Source organism: Mycolicibacter icosiumassiliensis, assembly GCF_900078685.2.
Lineage (GTDB): Bacteria > Actinomycetota > Actinomycetes > Mycobacteriales > Mycobacteriaceae > Mycobacterium > Mycobacterium icosiumassiliensis.
In genome coordinates, this window is sequence record NZ_LT546166.1 from 622,313 (window position 1) to 639,482 (window position 17,170).

Annotated in this window: 19 protein-coding genes; 12 read left to right on the forward strand and 7 right to left on the reverse strand. The window is 67.7% G+C overall.

Annotated elements, in window-relative coordinates:
- Positions 1-152: 152 nt before the first annotated feature.
- The 5 genes from BN4346_RS26620 (at position 153) to BN4346_RS26640 (ending at position 4,362) form a co-directional block, all read left to right on the forward strand.
- Positions 153-1,337: an acyl-CoA dehydrogenase family protein gene (locus BN4346_RS26620; RefSeq protein WP_067968180.1), complete on the forward strand. Its 1,185-nt coding sequence runs from the start codon at positions 153-155 to the stop codon at positions 1,335-1,337.
- Positions 1,338-1,577: 240 nt separating this feature from the next.
- Entirely contained in the window at positions 1,578-2,165 is a 588-nt protein-coding gene (locus tag BN4346_RS26625; RefSeq protein ID WP_067968189.1) for a TIGR03086 family metal-binding protein, read from the forward strand.
- 61 nt (positions 2,166-2,226) lie between these two features.
- Positions 2,227-2,988: an isocitrate lyase/PEP mutase family protein gene (locus BN4346_RS26630; RefSeq protein ID WP_067968192.1), complete on the forward strand. Its 762-nt coding sequence runs from the start codon at positions 2,227-2,229 to the stop codon at positions 2,986-2,988.
- A 55-nt stretch (positions 2,989-3,043) separates the two neighbouring features.
- Complete coding sequence (locus BN4346_RS26635) at positions 3,044-3,898, forward strand: SDR family oxidoreductase (protein WP_067968195.1); 855 nt, start codon at positions 3,044-3,046, stop codon at positions 3,896-3,898.
- Between the two features lie 203 nt (positions 3,899-4,101).
- Complete coding sequence (locus BN4346_RS26640; protein WP_235653531.1) at positions 4,102-4,362, forward strand: hypothetical protein; 261 nt, start codon at positions 4,102-4,104, stop codon at positions 4,360-4,362.
- 86 nt (positions 4,363-4,448) lie between these two features.
- Here BN4346_RS26640 and BN4346_RS26645 read toward each other — a convergent pair whose 3' ends face one another.
- Genes BN4346_RS26645 through purT form a run of 3 tightly spaced genes read right to left on the reverse strand, consistent with a single transcriptional unit; the run spans position 4,449 to position 7,361 of the window.
- Entirely contained in the window at positions 4,449-5,663 is a 1,215-nt protein-coding gene (locus BN4346_RS26645; RefSeq protein WP_067968197.1) for an O-succinylhomoserine sulfhydrylase, read from the reverse strand.
- Positions 5,660-6,064 (reverse strand): rhodanese-like domain-containing protein, encoded by a 405-nt coding sequence (locus tag BN4346_RS26650; protein WP_067968199.1) that lies wholly within the window; start codon positions 6,062-6,064, stop codon positions 5,660-5,662. Before BN4346_RS26650 ends, BN4346_RS26645 begins: the two co-directional genes overlap by 4 nt.
- Positions 6,065-6,107: 43 nt before the next feature.
- Positions 6,108-7,361, reverse strand: a complete 1,254-nt coding sequence (gene purT / locus BN4346_RS26655) for a formate-dependent phosphoribosylglycinamide formyltransferase (RefSeq protein ID WP_067968202.1) — start codon at positions 7,359-7,361, stop codon at positions 6,108-6,110.
- 79 nt (positions 7,362-7,440) lie between these two features.
- Between purT and BN4346_RS26660 the strand changes: the two genes are divergently transcribed.
- Positions 7,441-9,039 (forward strand): Na+/H+ antiporter, encoded by a 1,599-nt coding sequence (locus tag BN4346_RS26660; protein WP_067968204.1) that lies wholly within the window; start codon positions 7,441-7,443, stop codon positions 9,037-9,039.
- A 36-nt stretch (positions 9,040-9,075) separates the two neighbouring features.
- On the forward strand, positions 9,076-9,438 hold the full coding sequence (locus BN4346_RS26665; protein WP_067968207.1) for a DoxX family protein: 363 nt from the start codon (positions 9,076-9,078) through the stop codon (positions 9,436-9,438).
- On the opposite strand, the gene BN4346_RS26670 is transcribed toward BN4346_RS26665, so the two are convergent.
- Positions 9,435-10,073, reverse strand: coding sequence for a PaaI family thioesterase (locus BN4346_RS26670; protein ID WP_067968209.1), 639 nt, complete (start codon positions 10,071-10,073; stop codon positions 9,435-9,437). The two genes, BN4346_RS26665 and BN4346_RS26670, sit on opposite strands and share 4 nt — an antisense overlap.
- Positions 10,070-11,368: an adenylosuccinate synthase gene (locus tag BN4346_RS26675; protein WP_067968212.1), complete on the reverse strand. Its 1,299-nt coding sequence runs from the start codon at positions 11,366-11,368 to the stop codon at positions 10,070-10,072. The genes BN4346_RS26670 and BN4346_RS26675 overlap by 4 nt, the downstream gene beginning before the upstream one ends.
- Before the next feature lie 112 nt (positions 11,369-11,480).
- Between BN4346_RS26675 and BN4346_RS26680 the strand changes: the two genes are divergently transcribed.
- From BN4346_RS26680 to BN4346_RS26690, 3 genes are all read left to right on the forward strand, one after another.
- Positions 11,481-12,140 carry a peptidase M50 gene (locus BN4346_RS26680; protein ID WP_067968461.1) on the forward strand — a complete coding sequence of 220 codons (660 nt, stop codon included), beginning with the start codon at positions 11,481-11,483 and terminating at the stop codon, positions 12,138-12,140.
- Between the two features lie 10 nt (positions 12,141-12,150).
- The gene (locus tag BN4346_RS26685; RefSeq protein ID WP_067968215.1) at positions 12,151-12,918 is read left to right on the forward strand and encodes a site-2 protease family protein; all 768 of its coding nucleotides are present in this window, start codon (positions 12,151-12,153) and stop codon (positions 12,916-12,918) included.
- 67 nt (positions 12,919-12,985) lie between these two features.
- On the forward strand, positions 12,986-13,870 hold the full coding sequence (locus tag BN4346_RS26690; protein WP_067968218.1) for a cation diffusion facilitator family transporter: 885 nt from the start codon (positions 12,986-12,988) through the stop codon (positions 13,868-13,870).
- Positions 13,871-13,894: 24 nt separating this feature from the next.
- Here the strand turns inward: BN4346_RS26690 and BN4346_RS26695 are convergent, their stop codons facing one another.
- Positions 13,895-14,311 (reverse strand): DUF3151 domain-containing protein, encoded by a 417-nt coding sequence (locus BN4346_RS26695; RefSeq protein WP_208863213.1) that lies wholly within the window; start codon positions 14,309-14,311, stop codon positions 13,895-13,897.
- Positions 14,312-14,419: 108 nt separating this feature from the next.
- On the opposite strand from BN4346_RS26695, the gene BN4346_RS26700 reads away from it, so the two are divergent.
- Complete coding sequence (locus BN4346_RS26700; protein ID WP_078058444.1) at positions 14,420-15,277, forward strand: Rv0361 family membrane protein; 858 nt, start codon at positions 14,420-14,422, stop codon at positions 15,275-15,277.
- A gap of 83 nt (positions 15,278-15,360) precedes the next feature.
- Here the strand turns inward: BN4346_RS26700 and fbaA are convergent, their stop codons facing one another.
- Positions 15,361-16,392, reverse strand: a complete 1,032-nt coding sequence (fbaA, locus tag BN4346_RS26705) for a class II fructose-bisphosphate aldolase (protein WP_067968225.1) — start codon at positions 16,390-16,392, stop codon at positions 15,361-15,363.
- 87 nt (positions 16,393-16,479) lie between these two features.
- Here fbaA and BN4346_RS26710 point away from each other — a divergent pair, with 87 nt between their 5' ends.
- The gene (locus BN4346_RS26710; RefSeq protein ID WP_067968228.1) at positions 16,480-17,166 is read left to right on the forward strand and encodes a DedA family protein; all 687 of its coding nucleotides are present in this window, start codon (positions 16,480-16,482) and stop codon (positions 17,164-17,166) included.
- Positions 17,167-17,170 lie beyond the last annotated feature (4 nt).

Sequence of the window (17,170 nt, forward strand, 5' to 3'; positions counted from 1 at the left end):
GGCGGTGCGGACGGTGAGGCCGGTCAGGCCGGCGGGACCGGAGGCAACGGCAGCGCCGACGGCACCCCGGGTGCGCCCGGGACACCCAGCGCCAGTTCCGACAGCGGAAGCTGACCTGATCCAAGCCGCCGACTGGGTGGCAGGATGAACGAATGGCAACCAGCAGCACCGCGCCCTTCGATCCGCTCGACCCGCTGAGCCTGGACACCCTGCTCTCCGACGACGAAATCGCGCTGCGCGACACCGTCGCGAAGTTCTGCGCCGAACACGTCATGCCGCATATCGCCGAATGGTTCGAGATCGGCGACCTGCCGGCCCGCGAACTGGCCCGAGAATTCGGCAAGCTCGGGCTGCTGGGCATGCACCTGGACGGTTACGGCTGCGGCGGGGCATCGGCGGTGCATTACGGATTGGCCTGTGTGGAGTTGGAGGCTGCCGACTCCGGCCTGCGTTCCCTGGTGTCAGTGCAGGGCTCGCTGGCCATGTACTCGATCTACAACAACGGTTCCGAAGAGCAGAAGCAGCAGTGGCTGCCTGGCATGGCCACCGGTGAACTCATCGGCTGCTTCGGGCTGACCGAGCCCGACGTCGGCTCCGATCCGGCCGCCATGACCACCCGGGCCAAGCGTGACGGATCCGATTGGGTTCTTAATGGCCGAAAGATGTGGATCACCAACGGCTCCATCGCCGACGTAGCGGTGGTGTGGGCGGCCACCGACGACGGCGTCCGCGGTTTCATCGTGCCCACCAACACCCCCGGATTTACCGCCAACACCATCCACCACAAGCTGTCGCTGCGCGCCTCGATCACCAGTGAACTGGTGATCGACGACGTGCGTCTGCCGGCCGAGGCTATGCTGCCGAAGGCCCGCGGCGTCAAGGGCGCATTGGCCAGCCTGTCCGAGGCGCGTTACGGAATCGTCTGGGGCGCAATGGGTGCGGCCCGCTCGGCCTGGCAGGCCGCCCGCGACTACGCCATGGCGCGCACTCAGTTCGGCAAGCCGATCGCCGGTTTTCAGCTCACCCAGGCCAAGCTCGTCGACATGGCCCTCGAACTGCACAAGGGACAGTTGCTGTCCCTGCACCTGGGCCGGCTCAAAGACAGCGCCGGGCTACGCCCCGAACAGGTCAGCTTCGGCAAGCTCAACAACACCCGCAGCGCGCTGGAGATCTGCCGCACCGCACGAACCATCTTGGGCGGCAACGGGATATCGCTGGAATACCCGGTAATTCGGCATATGGTGAACCTGGAGTCGGTGCTGACCTACGAGGGCACCCCCGAAATGCATCAGTTGGTGCTCGGCCAGGCGTTCACCGGCCTCGGCGCCTTCCGCTAACGCTGAGCTCCAATTCGGAGTTGGTCCGATATCTCCTACCGAGCACCGTCCTACCTGCCCATAAGGATGCTGAACAACTACAGTTCCGTACCGCACACCGCTGGCGGCTACGGCTACATACGCAAGTACCCGGTGTCCCCGGGCGTTCGTCGACGCCCGCATCCCTGATTGTCGAGGCCGGGTTCCACCGGCACACTCCGTCTGCCAGTGACATGGTGGTACCGCCTTTACGATGGGCCGATGGAGGACGCAACCCACCAGATCGGCTTGCTAGCCACCGCAGCGCTCGACCTGCTCATCGACGCGGTCGATCACATCCCTGCGAGCCACTGGGACCAGCCTTCCAATCTCGAGGACTGGAGTTTGCGCGATCTGGTCGGGCACGCTACCGGCAGCACCGCCAAGATCGTGGCGCTCATCGAGAACAGGGATGCTGGGGGTGTCCCGTCCCGGCCGGCCGACTGGGTCTGCGTTAACCCGGGCGAACGGCTTCGCTCCTTGGCCGTGCAGCTTCACGACGTCCTGCCCGATCTCGACCCGGACGCGATGCGCACATCGCCGATGGGCGAGGTCCCACTGCAACAGGCGCTAGCCTTCCCGGTCGCAGACTTGGCCCTGCACAGCTGGGATGTGCATCGCTCGCTGGGTCAGCAGGTCGAGTTACCCAAGCCTCTGCTGGCGTTCTGCCGCGAACTAGTTGAACCGCTGCCGGAGGATATGCTGCGGCGGCCCGGGGCGTTCGGTCCGGCCCAACACGCACCGGAGGGTTCGTCGCCCACCACCGTGCTGATGGCCTACCTTGGGCGGTCGGTCGACGGCTCAAGCTGAGTTCACCCCCACGCGCACCGCCCCTCGGTCGGCGGATTGCAGCCGTGGAAGAGTTGCCTCCATGACCAGTCACGAGGTTCTTGCGCAGCGAGCGGCAGCATTCCTGGGGCTGCACCAGCCGGGCAATCCGGTGATCCTGCCAACCGTGTGGGACGCGTGGTCGGCCAAGCTGGCTGTCGGCGCCGGATTCGCCGCGTTGACCATCGGCAGCAAGCCGGTCGCTGAGTCAATGGGCAAGACCGACGGCGAGGGTATGCGGTTCGCCGAGGTCCTGGACCGGGCACGTCAGATCACCGCCGCCGTCGACGTACCGGTGTCGCTCGACATCGAGTCCGGCTACGCCGAGTCGCCTGCCCACCTGGTCGAAGGCCTGCTGGATGCCGGTGTGATCGGTTGCAACATCGAGGACTCGGTGCACAGCGAGGACAACCGGCTGCGGTCGGTATCCGAGCACGCCGCGTACGTGGCCGCACTGCGTGAAGCCGCCGACGCCGCGGGCACGCACCTGGTGATCAACGCCCGCACCGACCTGTTCCTACGCAAGGACGGCGACGATGCCGACCGTATCGACCGCGCCATCGCCCGGCTGGCCGCCTGCGCGGACGCGGGAGCCGACGTGCTCTACCCGGTGGGTCGCCACGACGCTGAGACCCTGCGCGTCCTGGCCGCCGCGCTGCCCAAGCCGGTCAATGCACTGGCCGCACCCGATCAGGACGACCCGGCCTCGTTCGGTCCACTCGGCATTGCGCGGATCAGCTTCGGATCCCTGCTGCAGGCCGCTTTGGGCAAGTGCGCCGGCGAGCTCCTGGCCCGCTGGGCCTGACCGCGGCCGTCCCATACCGTCGACACCGAATTTGACACCTGTTAAGTTCGTCGGCGTGGACAACATTCGCGGTAAGACCATTGCCATCACCGGCGCCGCCCGCGGTATCGGGCTGGCTACTGCCACCGCCCTGCTGGCGCGTGGCGCTCGAGTCGTCATCGGCGACCGTGACGTCGCGATCCTGGACAAGGCGGTGAAGCAGCTGAGTTCGGGCGGCCAGGCCACCGGCCACCCGCTGGACGTCACCGACCGCGAATCGTTCTCGACTTTCCTGGATAAGGCCCGCACCGACGGTGACGGCCACATCGACGTGCTGATCAACAATGCCGGCGTCATGCCGGTCGGGCCGTTCCTCGAGCAGACGCCGGAGACCATTCACTCGGCGACCGAGGTCAACTTCTATGGCGTGCTCAACGGCTGCCAGCTGGTGCTGCCCGAGATGGTCAAGCGACGCTGCGGCCACATCATCAATATCGCCTCGATGGCCGGGATCGTCGCGGTGCCGGGCCAAGTGCTGTACGCCGGAACGAAATTCGCCGTCGTCGGCCTGACCACCGCGATGTCCGATGAGTTCGCGCCGCAGGGCGTCACGATCTCCGGTGTGCTGCCGACCTTCACCAACACCGAATTGATCTCGGGCACAACGCCGTCGGCGGCACAGAAGCCGGTGGAACCGGAAGACATCGCCGCCGCTGTAGTCAAGCTGCTCGACAAGCCCAAGACTCTGGTGTCGGTGCCCGGTTTCGGGCGTCGCACCGCGATCCTGGCCACCCTGCTGCCCGATCGGGCTCGCCGTTGGATGAACAAGAAGACTCGCAACGACACGGTGTTCCTGCAGTTGGACACCGCGGCCCGCAAGGCCTACGAGGACCGCGCACAGCACGCCACCGGCGTCGTCGAAAACGACTGAGCGGCACCATCAGCAGATAACTCACAGCCCGCCCGCAGCGCTGCTCCATAATATCGTCTCACGATATAATTGGGGGACTAAGGAGCGGCGGCACAATGAAGGCGACATCCGCCCGAGTGGGCGTTGCAATTGGCTGTATAGCCGTGGCCCTGTCAGTCGCACCCGTCGCTCATGCCGACCGGTCTGACCCGCATAAGCCAGATTTGACCCAGAATTGGTGTCCCGGTGGGCAATGGGGTTTCGGGCGCCTGCGGGTGTGTGACGGCGAGAAATACCCCGACGGGTCCTACTGGCATCAGTGGATGGGCGGCAACGGCTGGGTGGGGCCGACGTGGAACTACGACTGCGTGGGCGACAGCGGCAACAATGTCTTTCCCGCCCCGCCGCCGCCGGGCGGCTGCGAAGGGGCGATTCCCCCCGATGCGCCTCCACCGCCGGGCCAGCCCCCGCCGCCGGCGCCCTGACGTCGTCGCGAGATCCCCACCACGCAGGCCGCTACTCGAACTTTTCCGGCGTGAGTGGTATCTCGCGGCTAGATCGAGTCGTTTGCCTATCCCAGCGCCTGATCCAGATCGGCGATCAGGTCGTCAACGCTTTCCAGCCCGACGGAGATCCGCACCACCCCGTCGCCGAGCCCGATCGCGGCGCGCCCTTCCGGCCCCATCGCCCGGTGGGTGGTGGTCGCCGGGTGGGTGATCAACGACTTCGCATCCCCCAGGTTGTTGGAGATGTCGATCAGATTCAGCTTGTCCAGCAGCTCGAATGCCCGCTGCTTGGCACCACTTTGGGGTCCGTCGAGTTCGAAGGTGATGACAGTGCCACCGCCGGACATCTGTTTGCGCGCCAGATCGTATTGCGGGTGCGACGCCAGGAAAGGGTAGCGAACCCAGCTCACCGCCGGATGCTGCTCCAGGAACTCCGCGATCTTCAACGCCGAAGAATTTGCGTAGTCAACCCGAATCGCGAGCGTTTCAAGGCCTTTCAGCAAAATCCACGCGTTGAAGGCGCTCAGTGCGGGCCCGGTGTGCCGCATCAGGGTCTGCACCGGGCCGTCGATGTACTCCTTATCGCCCAGGATCGCCCCGCCCAGAACCCGCCCCTGCCCGTCAAGGTGCTTGGTGCCCGAATACACCACTATGTCCACCCCGAGCGGTAGACCCCGCTGTAGCAGCGGGGTCGCGAACACGTTGTCCAGCACCACTTTTGCCCCCGCTGCATGGGCCAGATCGGTGACCGCGGCGATGTCCACCAGCGACTGCATCGGGTTAGACGGGGTCTCGAAGAACACCGCGTTGGTCGGCACCGACAGCGCGTGCTCCCACTGCGTCAGGTCCTCGCCGTCGACGAATACGGTTTCCACACCCCAGCGGGGCAGGATCTCGTTGCAGATCACGAAGCAGGATCCGAACAGACTGCGCGCGGCCACCAGGCGGTCACCGGCCTTCAACAGCGCGCCCAGTGCCACGAACACCGCCGCCATGCCGCTGGCAGTGGCGAACGCCGCCGGCGCCCCTTCGATCAGGCGCAGTCTCTCCTCGAACATCGACACCGTCGGGTTGCCGTACCGCGAGTAGACGAACCGGTCGACCTCGCCGGTGAACGCCTGCTCCGCAGCGGCCGCGGAGTCGTAGACGTACCCGGAAGTCAGGAACAGTGCCTCGGCGGTCTCCTCGAACTGGGTGCGCAGCAGGCCGCCGCGCACCCCGAGGGTGGCCGCACTGACACCGTCGGGCAGCGGCTTCGGGATACGGACGGACTCGCTCATGACTGGGTCCAGGGCAGACCGACGGCCCGCCAGCCGGTGCCACCCCGGTGGGCGTGCTCGTCGAGATTGCCCTCGAAGCCGTCCAACACGTTGTAGGACGGGGTCAAACCCAGCGCGGTACCGGCTTCGGCGGCCCCGATGGAGCGGTTCCCCGAGCGGCACAGGAAGATCGCGGGCCCGCCGGCGACGCGTGCCGCCAGTTCACGGGAGAAGTCCAGGTTGGGCGTTCCGTCGGAATGAACCCACTCGATGCAGACCACGTCGCGGCCCAGACCGGAGATATCGGGCAGTCCGACGAAGCGCCATTCGGCGTCGGTGCGCACGTCGATGAGTGTCGCCGCCGAGTCGTCGCGCAGTATCGCCCAGGCCTGCTCGGGTGTGATGTCTCCTGCGTAGCTCACCTGCCGAAGTCTCGCACCCCCAGCCGAGTCACGCCATGGGGGGTCACGGCCAGAGCTTGCCCAGAACGGTCGCCACCTGCGCCGCACGGTCGCGGGCGACCGCGACGTCTGGCCCGGTGGCCAGCGCCAAGCCCAGCCGCCGGCGGGGGTGCCCCTCGTGGTGGGAGAACACCACCACATCACTTTCAGTCACGCTGAGCGCATCGGCGACCATCGCCACGCTGTCCGGCGTGCTCTCGACCGCGGAACCGGCGCGACGGCGCGAGTAGATCAGCCGGGCGGCGCCGGGCGAGACCATGATGGCGTCGGTCGCCAGCCCGAGGATCCCGCGCGCCTGCAGCTCGAAGCCCGAGAGCCGCTGGGTTCGCAGCGTCAGCAGCGTGGCGTCATACGGTCGCACATTGACCCCGGCGAAATACACCTCATCGCCGAATACCAGCAGCTCCACCCCGAACAGGCCGCGTCCACCGAGGGCGCGAGCGACCCGCGCGGCGATCGACTTGGCCGCGTCCAGCGCCACGGCGCTCATCGGGTGCGGTTGCCAGAACTCCACCGTCAGTTGCCCATTCGGCTCCTCGACACTGTGGTGGCCAATCGGTGCGCAGAAGTCCAGCGCCGGCCCGTCCGGGCCGTCACGGTGGACGGCCAGCAGGGTGACCTCGCTGTCGAACTCCACCACGGTCTCGGCCAGCACCCGCGGCGGTGTCTCCGACGCGCTGGCCGCCACCGCGCGCCGCCAGGCCGGCTCGATGTCACTGTCGCGGACCATCACCGACCGGCCCTCGCCGAGCGAACCGCCCACCGGTTTGACCGACATCGGGTAGCCGGCCCGCTCGGCCACTTCGCGCAGTTCGGCTACCGAGCCGGCAAACCAGAACGGCGCGGTGGGCAGTCCCAGTTCCTCGGAGGCCAGCCGCCGCATGCCCTCGGGGTCTGCGGCCAATCGGGCCCCGCGGATGCCGGGCACCAGGTGGGTGAATCCGGTGTCGGCGGCGACGGTCAATGCGTCGGTTGCCACCACCTCGGAGGCAATCACCACGAATTTCGGCTGCAGCCACCTGATGACCGCCGCCAGTTCGTCGTTGTCGCTGAGGTCGACCACCACCGAGCGATCAACAATGCCGTGCAACGCGGCGTCGGCGTAGCGGTCGACGGCGATCACCTCGGCGCCCAGCCGCTGCAGCGCCGTCACCAGCTCGCGGCTCAGATCAGCGGACCCGAGCAACGCAACCCGGGTACGGCTGGGACCGTCGGCGGACAACCGGTCGGCCGCAAACTCACCCGCCTCGCCGTTCACCGCCCCACCCTCCCCGCGCCACGGCAATGTTGCATCCTGCTCCAGGATAGGTGTGAAAGCGGAGGGAGGTGCAGCGACGGTGAACGCCGCACTGTTGGGCCCCCTGGTGGCCGCGGTGCTGGTCGCGGCCATCGCGCGGCATCGCAGGTGGTCTGCGCCGCTGGTCCTGGTGATCACCGGCCTGCTGGTCGGACTGATTCCGGCCGTGCCGGAGATCGTCCTGCGGCCCGAGCTGGTGCTGTTCGTGATCCTGCCGCCATTGCTGTGGTCGGCCGGTTTGGAAAGCTCCATGATCAGCCTGCGCCGCAACAGGCGCCCCATCATCCTGTTGGCCGTCGGACTACCGCTGGCCACCACCGTCGCCGTCGGGGTAGTCGCGTACTCTACCGTGCCGGAGCTGACCCTGGCCGCGGCGCTGACGCTGGGCGCGATCGTGGCGCCGCCGGATGCGGTGTCGGCGACCGCCGTAGGGCGCCGCGTCGGGTTGCCGCGTCCGATCATGACCCTGCTGGGCGGCGAGAGCCTGCTCAACGACGCGACCGCGCTGACCATCTACAAGGTGTCGCTGGCCGCGGCGATCGGTGTGGCCACCGGCTGGGGTATGGGTCTGTTGACCTTCGCGTTGGCCGCCGTGGGCGGCGTGGCAGTCGGGGTGGCGTTCGGCGCCGTCATCGTGGTCATCCGGGCCCGGCTGACCGATCCGGTGGTGGAAAGCGCGGTCGGGCTGCTGGCCCCGTTCGTCATCTACCTGGCGGCTGAAGAGATCCACGGCTCCGGGGTGCTCGCCGTGGTGGTTGCGGCGTTGATCCTGGGGCAACGCTTCACCCGCGCCCACTACGCCACCCGGCTGCAGGACCAGGCCGTCTGGCGCGCGGTGCAACTGGTGCTCGAGTCGCTGGCGTTTCTGCTGATCGGACTGCAACTGCCCGCGGTGGTGCAGAACCTGCATGGCGTGCGTGTCTCCACCCTGACCGTCGCGTCGCTGGCCGTGTTCGGAACGCTGCTGGCGGTGCGGGCGGTGTGGGTGGTGACGTTCGCCTACGCGCCCCGAATGCTGTCGCACAAGCTCCGGCAATCCGAAGCCGCACCGACCCCGGGACAGGTGTTCGTGCTGGCCTGGGCGGGCATGCGCGGCGTGGTGTCACTGGCGGCCGCGTTCGGTGTACCGCGCACGACGCTGTCCGGGGAACCGTTCCCGGGACGTCCGCAGCTGGTGTTCTTGACCTTCGTGGTGGTGGTGGGCACCCTGCTGCTGCACGGGCTGACGCTGCCCTGGGTGATCCGCCGGCTCGGCGTTCCCACTAATCAGGACCACGCCGATGCCATCGCCGCGGCCGCCGCGCAGGACAAGGCGGCCCTGGCGGCCGCCGAACGGCTCGACGACGTGCTTGCCTCGACGGAACCATCGCCGGCCAGTGAGCGCGCCGCCGAAGCACTCCGCGGCTTGAATACCCGCCGCCGCAACGCGGCCCGAGAACGGCTGCGGCGCTTCGACCCCGAGCACGACGACAGCGACGAGACCGCCACAGCGGTGTTTCGCCGGCTCCGGCTGGAGATGCTGGCCGCCGAGCGGGCGGCGCTGATCCACGAACGCGACTTGGGCCATATCGACGACCAGGTGCTGCGCACGGTTTTGCACCGGCTGGATCTGGAAGAGGCGACGCTGAACCTGGATTAGGTGGCGGCCCTTGCGCATCCGAATACAGTTGGCGCTATGAGTGCGCTGACATCATCGAAGACCTACACGGGACTGGCCGCTTTCCAGGCCGCCGACGCGGTGCTGTGCGCCATCCCAGTGCCCTACATCTCCAAAGCCCTTGACACCGTGGAGTGTCCGGAGCAGATCCGCCCGGTGCTGCCGATCGTCAAGGCCGCCTCGGCAATCGGCCTGTTGTCGGTATACCGGTTCCCGGGGCTGGCCAGGCTGACCACCGCGGCGTTGACGCTGTACTTCGTTCTCGCGGTCGGCGCGCACGTCCGGGTCCGCGACAGCATCGCCAACACCGTGCCGGCCGCCTCGTTTCTGGCCCTGTTCGCGGCGATGACGCTGCGTGGTCCGCGCCGCGCCGGCGGTTAGGGCTGCCCCGGCAGCAGTCGCACCATCAGCCCCTGCGCCTCGGCCAGCACAGTGCCATCGGTGTCGGTGAGTTCGGCCCCGATGAACGCCTTACGCCCCTCGGCCCGCTCGATCCGGCCATGCACCAACAGCGGGGTGTCGATCGGGGTGACCTTGCGGTAGTCGACGTGCAGGAATGCCGTGCGGCTGATCGGGCGGTTCGCGGCGTGCACCACCATCCCGAACATCCAGTCGAACAGCAGCGGCAGGACGCCACCGTGCACCGCGGAGTTGCCGCCCACATGAAAGCGGCTGAACGATCCCGTCATCGAGACGCCGTCGGCCTCGAACTTGGAGATCCGCCACGGCGGGAGCAGCAGGCTGCCCATGCCCGGCATCGACGGGGCACGCCCAGCCGGGGCGACGCCGGCGGGCGCCGGGAACTTCTCCAGCAGCCCCACCAGAGCTTCGACGCGGTCGGCGGCGTCGTCCCAGGTGGCGTCGTCGGGGTCGGTCGAGACCGCCAGGTCCTGCAGGCGCCGCATGGTGCTGACGAACCGCGCGAAGCCCGGGCTCGGGTCGATGACCGCATAGTCCGGGAATCCCCCGTGGCTGGCGTAGTCGGGATCGACAGCCTCCGGCGTCTGCTCACTCATGCCTGAGCCCGCACGACGTCACGGCGCACGATGGTCTGCTCCCGCCCGGGACCGACCCCGATGCACGAGACCTGCGCGCCGGCGATCTCCTCGAGCCGCGACACGTAGTCGCGGGCGTTGGCGGGCAGTTCCTCGAAAGTGCGGGCGCCTGAGATGTCCTCCCACCAGCCCGGCAGTTCCTCGTAGACCGGCTCGGCACGACCGAACTCTTCCTGAGTCATAGGCAGCTCGTCGGTGCGTTTGCCGTCAACCGTGTAGCCGACGCAGACCGGCACAGTCTGAAGGCTGGAGAGCACGTCGAGCTTGGTCAGGAAGTAGTCGGTGATGCCGTTGACCCGGGTGGCGTAGCGCGCGATCACCGCGTCGAACCAGCCGCATCGCCGCCGGCGCCCGGTGGTCACGCCGACCTCGCCGCCGGTCTTGGACAGGTATTCGCCGTTGGCGTCGAACAGTTCGGTGGGGAACGGCCCGGAACCCACCCGGGTGGTGTAGGCCTTCAGGATGCCCAGCACCGTGGTGATGCGGGTCGGGCCGACACCGGAGCCCACCGCCGCGCCGCCCGCGGTCGGGTTGCTCGACGTCACGTAGGGGTAGGTGCCGTGGTCGACGTCGAGCAGGGTGCCCTGTGAGCCTTCCAGCAGCACGTTCTCACCGCGGTCCAGCGCGGCACCCAGCAGCAGGCCGGTGTCGGCGATGCGGTGCTTGAAGCCCTCGGCCTGCTCCAGCAGATCTTCGAGAACCTGCTGGGGCTCCAGCGCCTTACGGTTGTAGATCTTGACCAGCACCTGATTCTTGAACTCCAGGGCGGCCTCGATCTTCTGGGCCAGCGACTCGTGGTCGAGCACGTCGGCGACCCGGATCCCGATCCGGGCGATCTTGTCCTGGTAGCAGGGCCCGATGCCGCGGCCGGTGGTGCCGATCTTCTTGCTGCCCATGTAGCGCTCGGTCACCTTGTCGATGGCCACGTGATAGGGCATCAGCAGATGCGCATCGGCGGAGATCAGCAGCCGCGAAGTGTCCACGTCCCGGCGCTCCAGGCCCGCCAGCTCCTCGAGCAGCACCCCCGGATCGACCACCACACCGTTGCCGATGACGTTGGTGACGTGCGGCGTCAAGACCCCGGACGGGATCAGGTGCAGCGCGAAGTTCTCCCCGGTGGGTAGGACCACCGTGTGGCCGGCATTGTTGCCGCCCTGGTAGCGCACCACCCATTGCACTCGTTCACCGAGTAGGTCGGTCGCTTTACCTTTGCCCTCGTCGCCCCACTGGGCGCCGATGACGACGATTGCCGGCATGGAATTCTCGCTAACTGTCTTGGCTTACTGTGGTCCAGCCGGTGACTGAGCCTATCTGAAGAGATTCACAAGGAGCGTGTTGAACGCCACTAACGGCACGGGGCGCCTGAAGATGCCGCCCGAAACCGCCGTCTTGCTGTTTGCCGGACGTCCGCTGCCGGGCCCCTTGCGGGGGCTGCCAACAGTGCGGGTCGGCGAGGATACGAGCACCGATGACTTGAACGCTTTGGACGCCGCTGTCGCTCGGTACCGCCGGCTGGTGGTCGTTGGCGCCGACGTGGACCTGGCGCGAATAGTGACCCGACTGCTGCGCGCCGACCGGCTCGATGTCGAGGTCGCGTACGTGCCGCAACGACGAACACCAGCCACCGCGGCCTATCGGCTGCCGGCCGGATGGCGGGCAGCGCGGCGGGCCCGGCGGGGCGCCGCCCACCCGGTGCCACTGGTCTGGCACTCCAACAAGGAGAACCCGGTCGCCTCGGCGTTCGCCGGCCACATCTACGCGATGATCGGCCTGAAAGACGCCGTCGACGACGACGCCCTGTTCGACGGGAATGTGACCGCGGTGCTGATCGAGCCGATGGGCACCGCACCGGGAGTGCGTGCCGGTGTCCCGGACCGGCGCGGCCGGGTACGACGCTGGGTGGCGGGCCGCGCGGCCCAGCTGGGCACCACCGGCGCGCTGGTGGTGCGCGACGGTATCTACAGCAGCCGAACGGTGAAGCGGTCCACCTTTTACCGGCACATCGAGGACTGGCTGCTGGTCCGCTAGCTTCTACTGCGTGAACGTGCATCCGCTGCGCGGGCAGGCGGTACGGCCTAGCCCGGTCTTCCTGGCACTGGTGGCGGTGACTGCCCTGGGCGGTGCACTGGCGTGGCGGGCGGGCGAAGAGATCCGGGCGCTCGCCTACGCCGGGGTGTTCGTGTTCGTCATCGCCGGCTGGCTGGTCTCGCTGTGCCTGCACGAGTTCGGCCACGCCTACACCGCCTGGCGGTTCGGTGACCACGGAGCGGAGATGCGCGGCTATCTGACCCTCAACCCGCTGCGCTACACCCATCCGGGTCTGTCACTGGTGCTGCCGATGCTGTTCATCGTGCTGGGCGGCATCGGGTTGCCGGGCGGGGCGGTCTATGTGCAGACATCGTTCATGACGCCGCGACGGCGCACCCTGGTCAGCCTGGCGGGCCCGGCCGCCAACCTGGTGCTGGCCGTGCTGCTGCTCTACGACCCCGCCCACCCGGTGTTCTGGTCCGGGGTGGCGTTCCTGGGCTTCCTGGAGTTGACCGCGGTGGTGCTGAACCTGCTGCCGATACCGGGGCTAGACGGCTACGGCGCGCTGGAGCCGCATCTGAGTCCGGCGACCCGCCGCGCCGTGGCGCCGTTTCAGCAGTGGGGCCTGCTGGTGCTGCTGATGCTGCTGCTTGCGTCACCGATGCTGAACCAGAAGTTCTTCTCGCTGGTGTTGTGGTTCTTCGACCTGTTCGATGTGCCACGTGTGCTGGTGTCGTGGGGTTTGAGCCTGACGCAGTTCTGGAGCGCCTGGTTCTGAGTGCCGCGCCGGGCGTGAACCCGACTTCACGCCCGACATCGGAGCAGTCCGCCTATATTCACCTCCCATGGGCGCCGGTCACAATCACCGTCACACCGACTCCCGACTGTCTCGAATGGTTGTCAGCGCCGCCATCCTGAGCGCGTTCTTCGTCATCGAACTGACCACCGCCATCACCATCAACTCGATGGCACTGCTGGCCGACGCCGGCCATCTGCTGACCGATCTGGCGGCCCTGTTCATGGGGGTGGCTGCGGTGATGCTGGCCCGGCGCGGCAGCACGTCACCGTCGCGCACCTACGGTTGGCATCGCGCCGAGGTGTTCACCGCGGTCGCCAACGCGGTGCTGTTGATCGGGGTGGCAACGTTCATCCTCACCGAGGCGATCCGCCGCATCGGCACTGCGCCCGACGTGCCCGGTGTGCCGATGATCGTGGTCGCCCTCGCTGGACTGACCGTCAACATCGGCGTCGCCATGCTGTTGCGATCGCACTCGGCCGAGAGCCTCGCGGTCCGTGGCGCGTACATGGAGGTCATCGCCGACACCGTCGGCAGCGTGGGGGTGCTGATTGCCGGTGTGGTCACCATCACCACCGGGTGGCCCTACGCCGACATCGTGGTCGCGGTCTTCGTCGCGCTGTGGGTGCTGCCGCGCGCCTTCGCGCTCGCCGGGGCCGCACTGCGAATCCTGTCGGAGGCCTCCCCCAGCCACATCGACGTCGCCGAACTCCGCGCGGCGCTGGCCGCTGTCGACGGCGTGACCGACGTGCATGACCTGCACGTCTGGACGCTGGTTCCCGGCCAGGACATGGCCACCGCCCACCTGGGCACCAGCGCCGACACCGGCCGCGTGCTGGCCGACGCGCGGGCCGTGCTGGCCGCCCGTGGGTTGACCCACGCCACCGTGCAGGTGGAGTCGCCCGGGCAGGGCGCCGGCTGCCCGATCAGTTGATGACGCCCGAGGGCATGCCGATGGTCAGCTCAGCCCCAGCGCAGAGCGGGCGCCGGGGTCGCAGTCGTCGAGCAGAGCCAGGCAGCGCGCCTGCTCGTCGGTCTCCCCGATGGTGGCGGCAGCGCGCGCCAGCGCGGCCACACACCGCAAGAAGCCCCGGTTGGGTTCATGCGCGTACGGCACCGGGCCGTAGCCCTTCCACCCGTTGCGGCGCAGCTGGTCCAGGCCCCGGTGGTAACCGGTGCGCGCGTAGGCGTAGGCGGTGACCGCCTTGTCCGCTGCCAATGCCGCTTCGGCCAGCACCGCCCACGCCACCGAGGCCGCCGGATGCGCGGCCGCGACGATCGTGGGGTCCTGGTTGGCCCGCAGGCCGGCCTCGGCGTCGGGGTCGCCGGGCAGCAAGATCGGATCAGGCCTGAGGAGATCACCGGTGAGAGTCACATCGTCCATTGTGCCGTGCCGTCCATGGCCAGCCACTCCAGCGATCCGCCGCCTCGCTCAGTAAGCTGGCGCCCAGCAGATTCGCTAGCGGGAGGACAGCAGCAGCCCATGCCGAAACCATCCGGCCCCGACCGCGACGACGTCCCCGCCCCGACCGCATCCGATCAGGGTCCCGGGACCGGCGATGCCACCCCGGTGGAGCAGCCCGACGGCGACGATCAGGTCACCCAGATCCAACCCGTCGCCTCGGCGGACGATGAGACCGCCGCCCTGGAGACGCCGACAGAAGCCGATGCCGTCACCGAGGTGATCACCACCGAGGCCAAGCCCAAGGAGCCCGGCGCCGACGGATCGCCGGAACGTCGCTTTACCGCTCCCGGATTCGACGCCGGGCACACCGAGGTCATTCCGTCGGTGGGAGATGCGGACACCGAACTGATCGCCCCACAGAGCGATGACGCGGGAAAGGCGATACCGCAACAGATCCCGGCTCGGGTCGGCGGCAGACTGCCATCTACCGTCTCCCGCAGCTGGGGCTGGGTGATGGCGGTGATCCTGATCATTCTGGCGCTCGCGGTGATCGCGGTGCTGGGCACGCTGTGGCTGACCCGTGACACTCGGCAGGCCGCCTCGCAGGAAGAGCACGTGCGCGCCACGATCCAGAACTTCGACATCGCCATGCAGAACGGTGATCTGGCCGCATTGCGCAGTCTTACCTGCGGCGACATCCGCGATCGCTACGTCAACTACGACCAAAAGGCCTGGGACGACACCTATCGCCGGATTGCGGCGGCCAAGCAGTACCCGGTGGTCGCCAGCATCGACGAGGTCGTCGTCAACGACGGTCAGGCCGAAGCCAACGTCACCGCTTTTATGGCCTACGAGCCGCGGGTGCGCTCAACCCGCAGCTTCGACCTGCAGTTCCGCGACGACCAGTGGAAGATCTGCCAGTCACACGGCAGCTAATTCTCCCCGCGAGCAGACACTAAAGTCCCCTTTTTCCTCGGAAATTGGGGGCTTTAGTGTCTACTCGGCATTAGGACCGCGCCTCAGCTCAGGCTCTTGCCGGCGCTGTGCAGGTCATTGCAGGCCTCGATGACCCGCTCGGTCATGGCGGCCTCGGCCTTCTTGAGGTAGCTGCGCGGGTCGTAGACCTTCTTGTTGCCGACCTCGCCGTCAACCTTGAGCACACCGTCGTAGTTGGTGAACATGTGCCCGGCGATCGGGCGGGTGAACGCGTATTGGGTGTCGGTGTCGACGTTCATCTTCACCACGCCGTAGCGCAGCGCCTCTTCGATCTCGGACTTCAGCGAACCCGAGCCGCCATGGAAGACGAAGTCGAACGGCTTGGAACCCTGCGCCAGACCCAGCTTGGCCGACGCCACCTGCTGGCCCTGCGCCAAGATGTCCGGGCGCAGCTTGACGTTGCCCGGCTTGTAGACGCCGTGCACGTTGCCGAAGGTCGCGGCCAGCAGGTACTGGCCCTTCTCCCCGGCGCCCAGGGCGGCGACGGTCTTCTCGAAGTCTTCCGGCGAGGTGTAAAGCTTCTCGTTGATCTCGGCTTCCACGCCGTCCTCTTCACCGCCGACCACGCCGATCTCGACCTCGAGGATGATCTTGGCGGCCACCGCCTGGGCCAACAGGTCCTGGGCGATGGTCAAGTTCTCGTCGATCGGCACCGCCGAGCCATCCCACATGTGCGACTGGAACAGCGGATTCTCGCCGGCCTTGACCCGCTCAGCCGAGATGGCCAGCAGCGGCCGCACGAACCCGTCCAGCTTGTCCTTCGGGCAGTGGTCGGTGTGCAGAGCCACGTTGATCGGGTACTTGGCGGCGATCACGTGGGTGAACTCGGCCAGCGCCACCGCACCGGTCACCATGTCCTTGACGCCCAGGCCGGAGCCGAATTCGGCGCCGCCGGTGGAGAACTGGATGATGCCGTCACTGCCCGCGTCCGCGAAGCCCTTGATCGCCGCGTTGATGGTCTCCGACGACGTGCAGTTGATCGCCGGGAACGCGTACGCGTTCTCCTTGGCGCGGCCCAGCATCTCGGCGTAGATCTCGGGGGTGGCGATGGGCATGGGAAATCTCTCCTCTGAGCTGACCGAAACTGCCATCGAGTATCGCAGGGGCGGTTTCACCGGTGGCCCCCGGTATGTTGGTGCGTCATGACCACCACCGCCGTCGCGATGCCGGGCCTGCTGGACCCGATGTACTGGCTGGGTGCCGGGGGCATCTTCCACGGCGCGGTACTGCCGGCCATCCTGGTGGTGGTCTTCATCGAGACCGGTTTGCTGTTCCCCCTGCTACCGGGTGAATCGCTACTGTTCACCGGCGGTCTGCTGGCCGCCAAGGGCCTGGCCCCCGACATCTGGGTGCTGGCGCCGGCGGTGGCGGTGGTGGCGGTGCTGGGCGACCAGTGCGGCTACTTCATCGGCCGACGGATCGGGCCGGCACTGTTCAAAAAGGAAGACTCCCGTTTCTTCAAGAAGCACTACGTCACCGAATCGCACGCCTTCTTCGAGAAGTACGGGCCGTGGGCGATCATCCTGGCCCGGTTCGCGCCGTTCGTCCGGACGTTCGTGCCGGTGGTGGCGGGTGTGTCTTACATGCGCTACCCGGTGTACCTGGCGTTCGACATCGTCGGCGGCGTCCTGTGGGGCGGCGGGGTGACGACGTTGGGCTACTTCCTGGGCAACGTGCCGTTCGTGCACGAGAACCTGGAAAAGATCATCCTGGTGATCCTGTTCGTGTCGATGATTCCGGCATTCCTCGCCGCGGCGAAGGCCTACCGCAGCCGCCGCACTCCCCCAGTAGACGCTGACTCGGCGCTCACCAGGCAAAACATCGAGTAAGGCG

Excerpts from the sequence above, each read along its gene's own strand:
- BN4346_RS26620 (WP_067968180.1), top strand. The coding sequence starts at position 153 with ATGGCAACCAGCAGCACCGCGCCCTTCGATCCGCTCGACCCGCTGAGC.
- fbaA (WP_067968225.1), bottom strand. The coding sequence starts at position 16,392 with ATGCCCATCGCCACCCCCGAGATCTACGCCGAGATGCTGGGCCGCGCC.
- BN4346_RS26645 (WP_067968197.1), bottom strand. The coding sequence starts at position 5,663 with ATGAGCGAGTCCGTCCGTATCCCGAAGCCGCTGCCCGACGGTGTCAGT.
- BN4346_RS26710 (WP_067968228.1), top strand. The coding sequence starts at position 16,480 with ATGACCACCACCGCCGTCGCGATGCCGGGCCTGCTGGACCCGATGTAC.
- BN4346_RS26665 (WP_067968207.1), top strand. The coding sequence starts at position 9,076 with ATGAGTGCGCTGACATCATCGAAGACCTACACGGGACTGGCCGCTTTC.
- BN4346_RS26700 (WP_078058444.1), top strand. The coding sequence starts at position 14,420 with ATGCCGAAACCATCCGGCCCCGACCGCGACGACGTCCCCGCCCCGACC.
- BN4346_RS26675 (WP_067968212.1), bottom strand. The coding sequence starts at position 11,368 with ATGCCGGCAATCGTCGTCATCGGCGCCCAGTGGGGCGACGAGGGCAAA.
- BN4346_RS26630 (WP_067968192.1), top strand. The coding sequence starts at position 2,227 with ATGACCAGTCACGAGGTTCTTGCGCAGCGAGCGGCAGCATTCCTGGGG.
- BN4346_RS26680 (WP_067968461.1), top strand. The coding sequence starts at position 11,481 with ATGCCGCCCGAAACCGCCGTCTTGCTGTTTGCCGGACGTCCGCTGCCG.
- BN4346_RS26625 (WP_067968189.1), top strand. The coding sequence starts at position 1,578 with ATGGAGGACGCAACCCACCAGATCGGCTTGCTAGCCACCGCAGCGCTC.
- BN4346_RS26670 (WP_067968209.1), bottom strand. The coding sequence starts at position 10,073 with ATGAGTGAGCAGACGCCGGAGGCTGTCGATCCCGACTACGCCAGCCAC.
- BN4346_RS26690 (WP_067968218.1), top strand. The coding sequence starts at position 12,986 with ATGGGCGCCGGTCACAATCACCGTCACACCGACTCCCGACTGTCTCGA.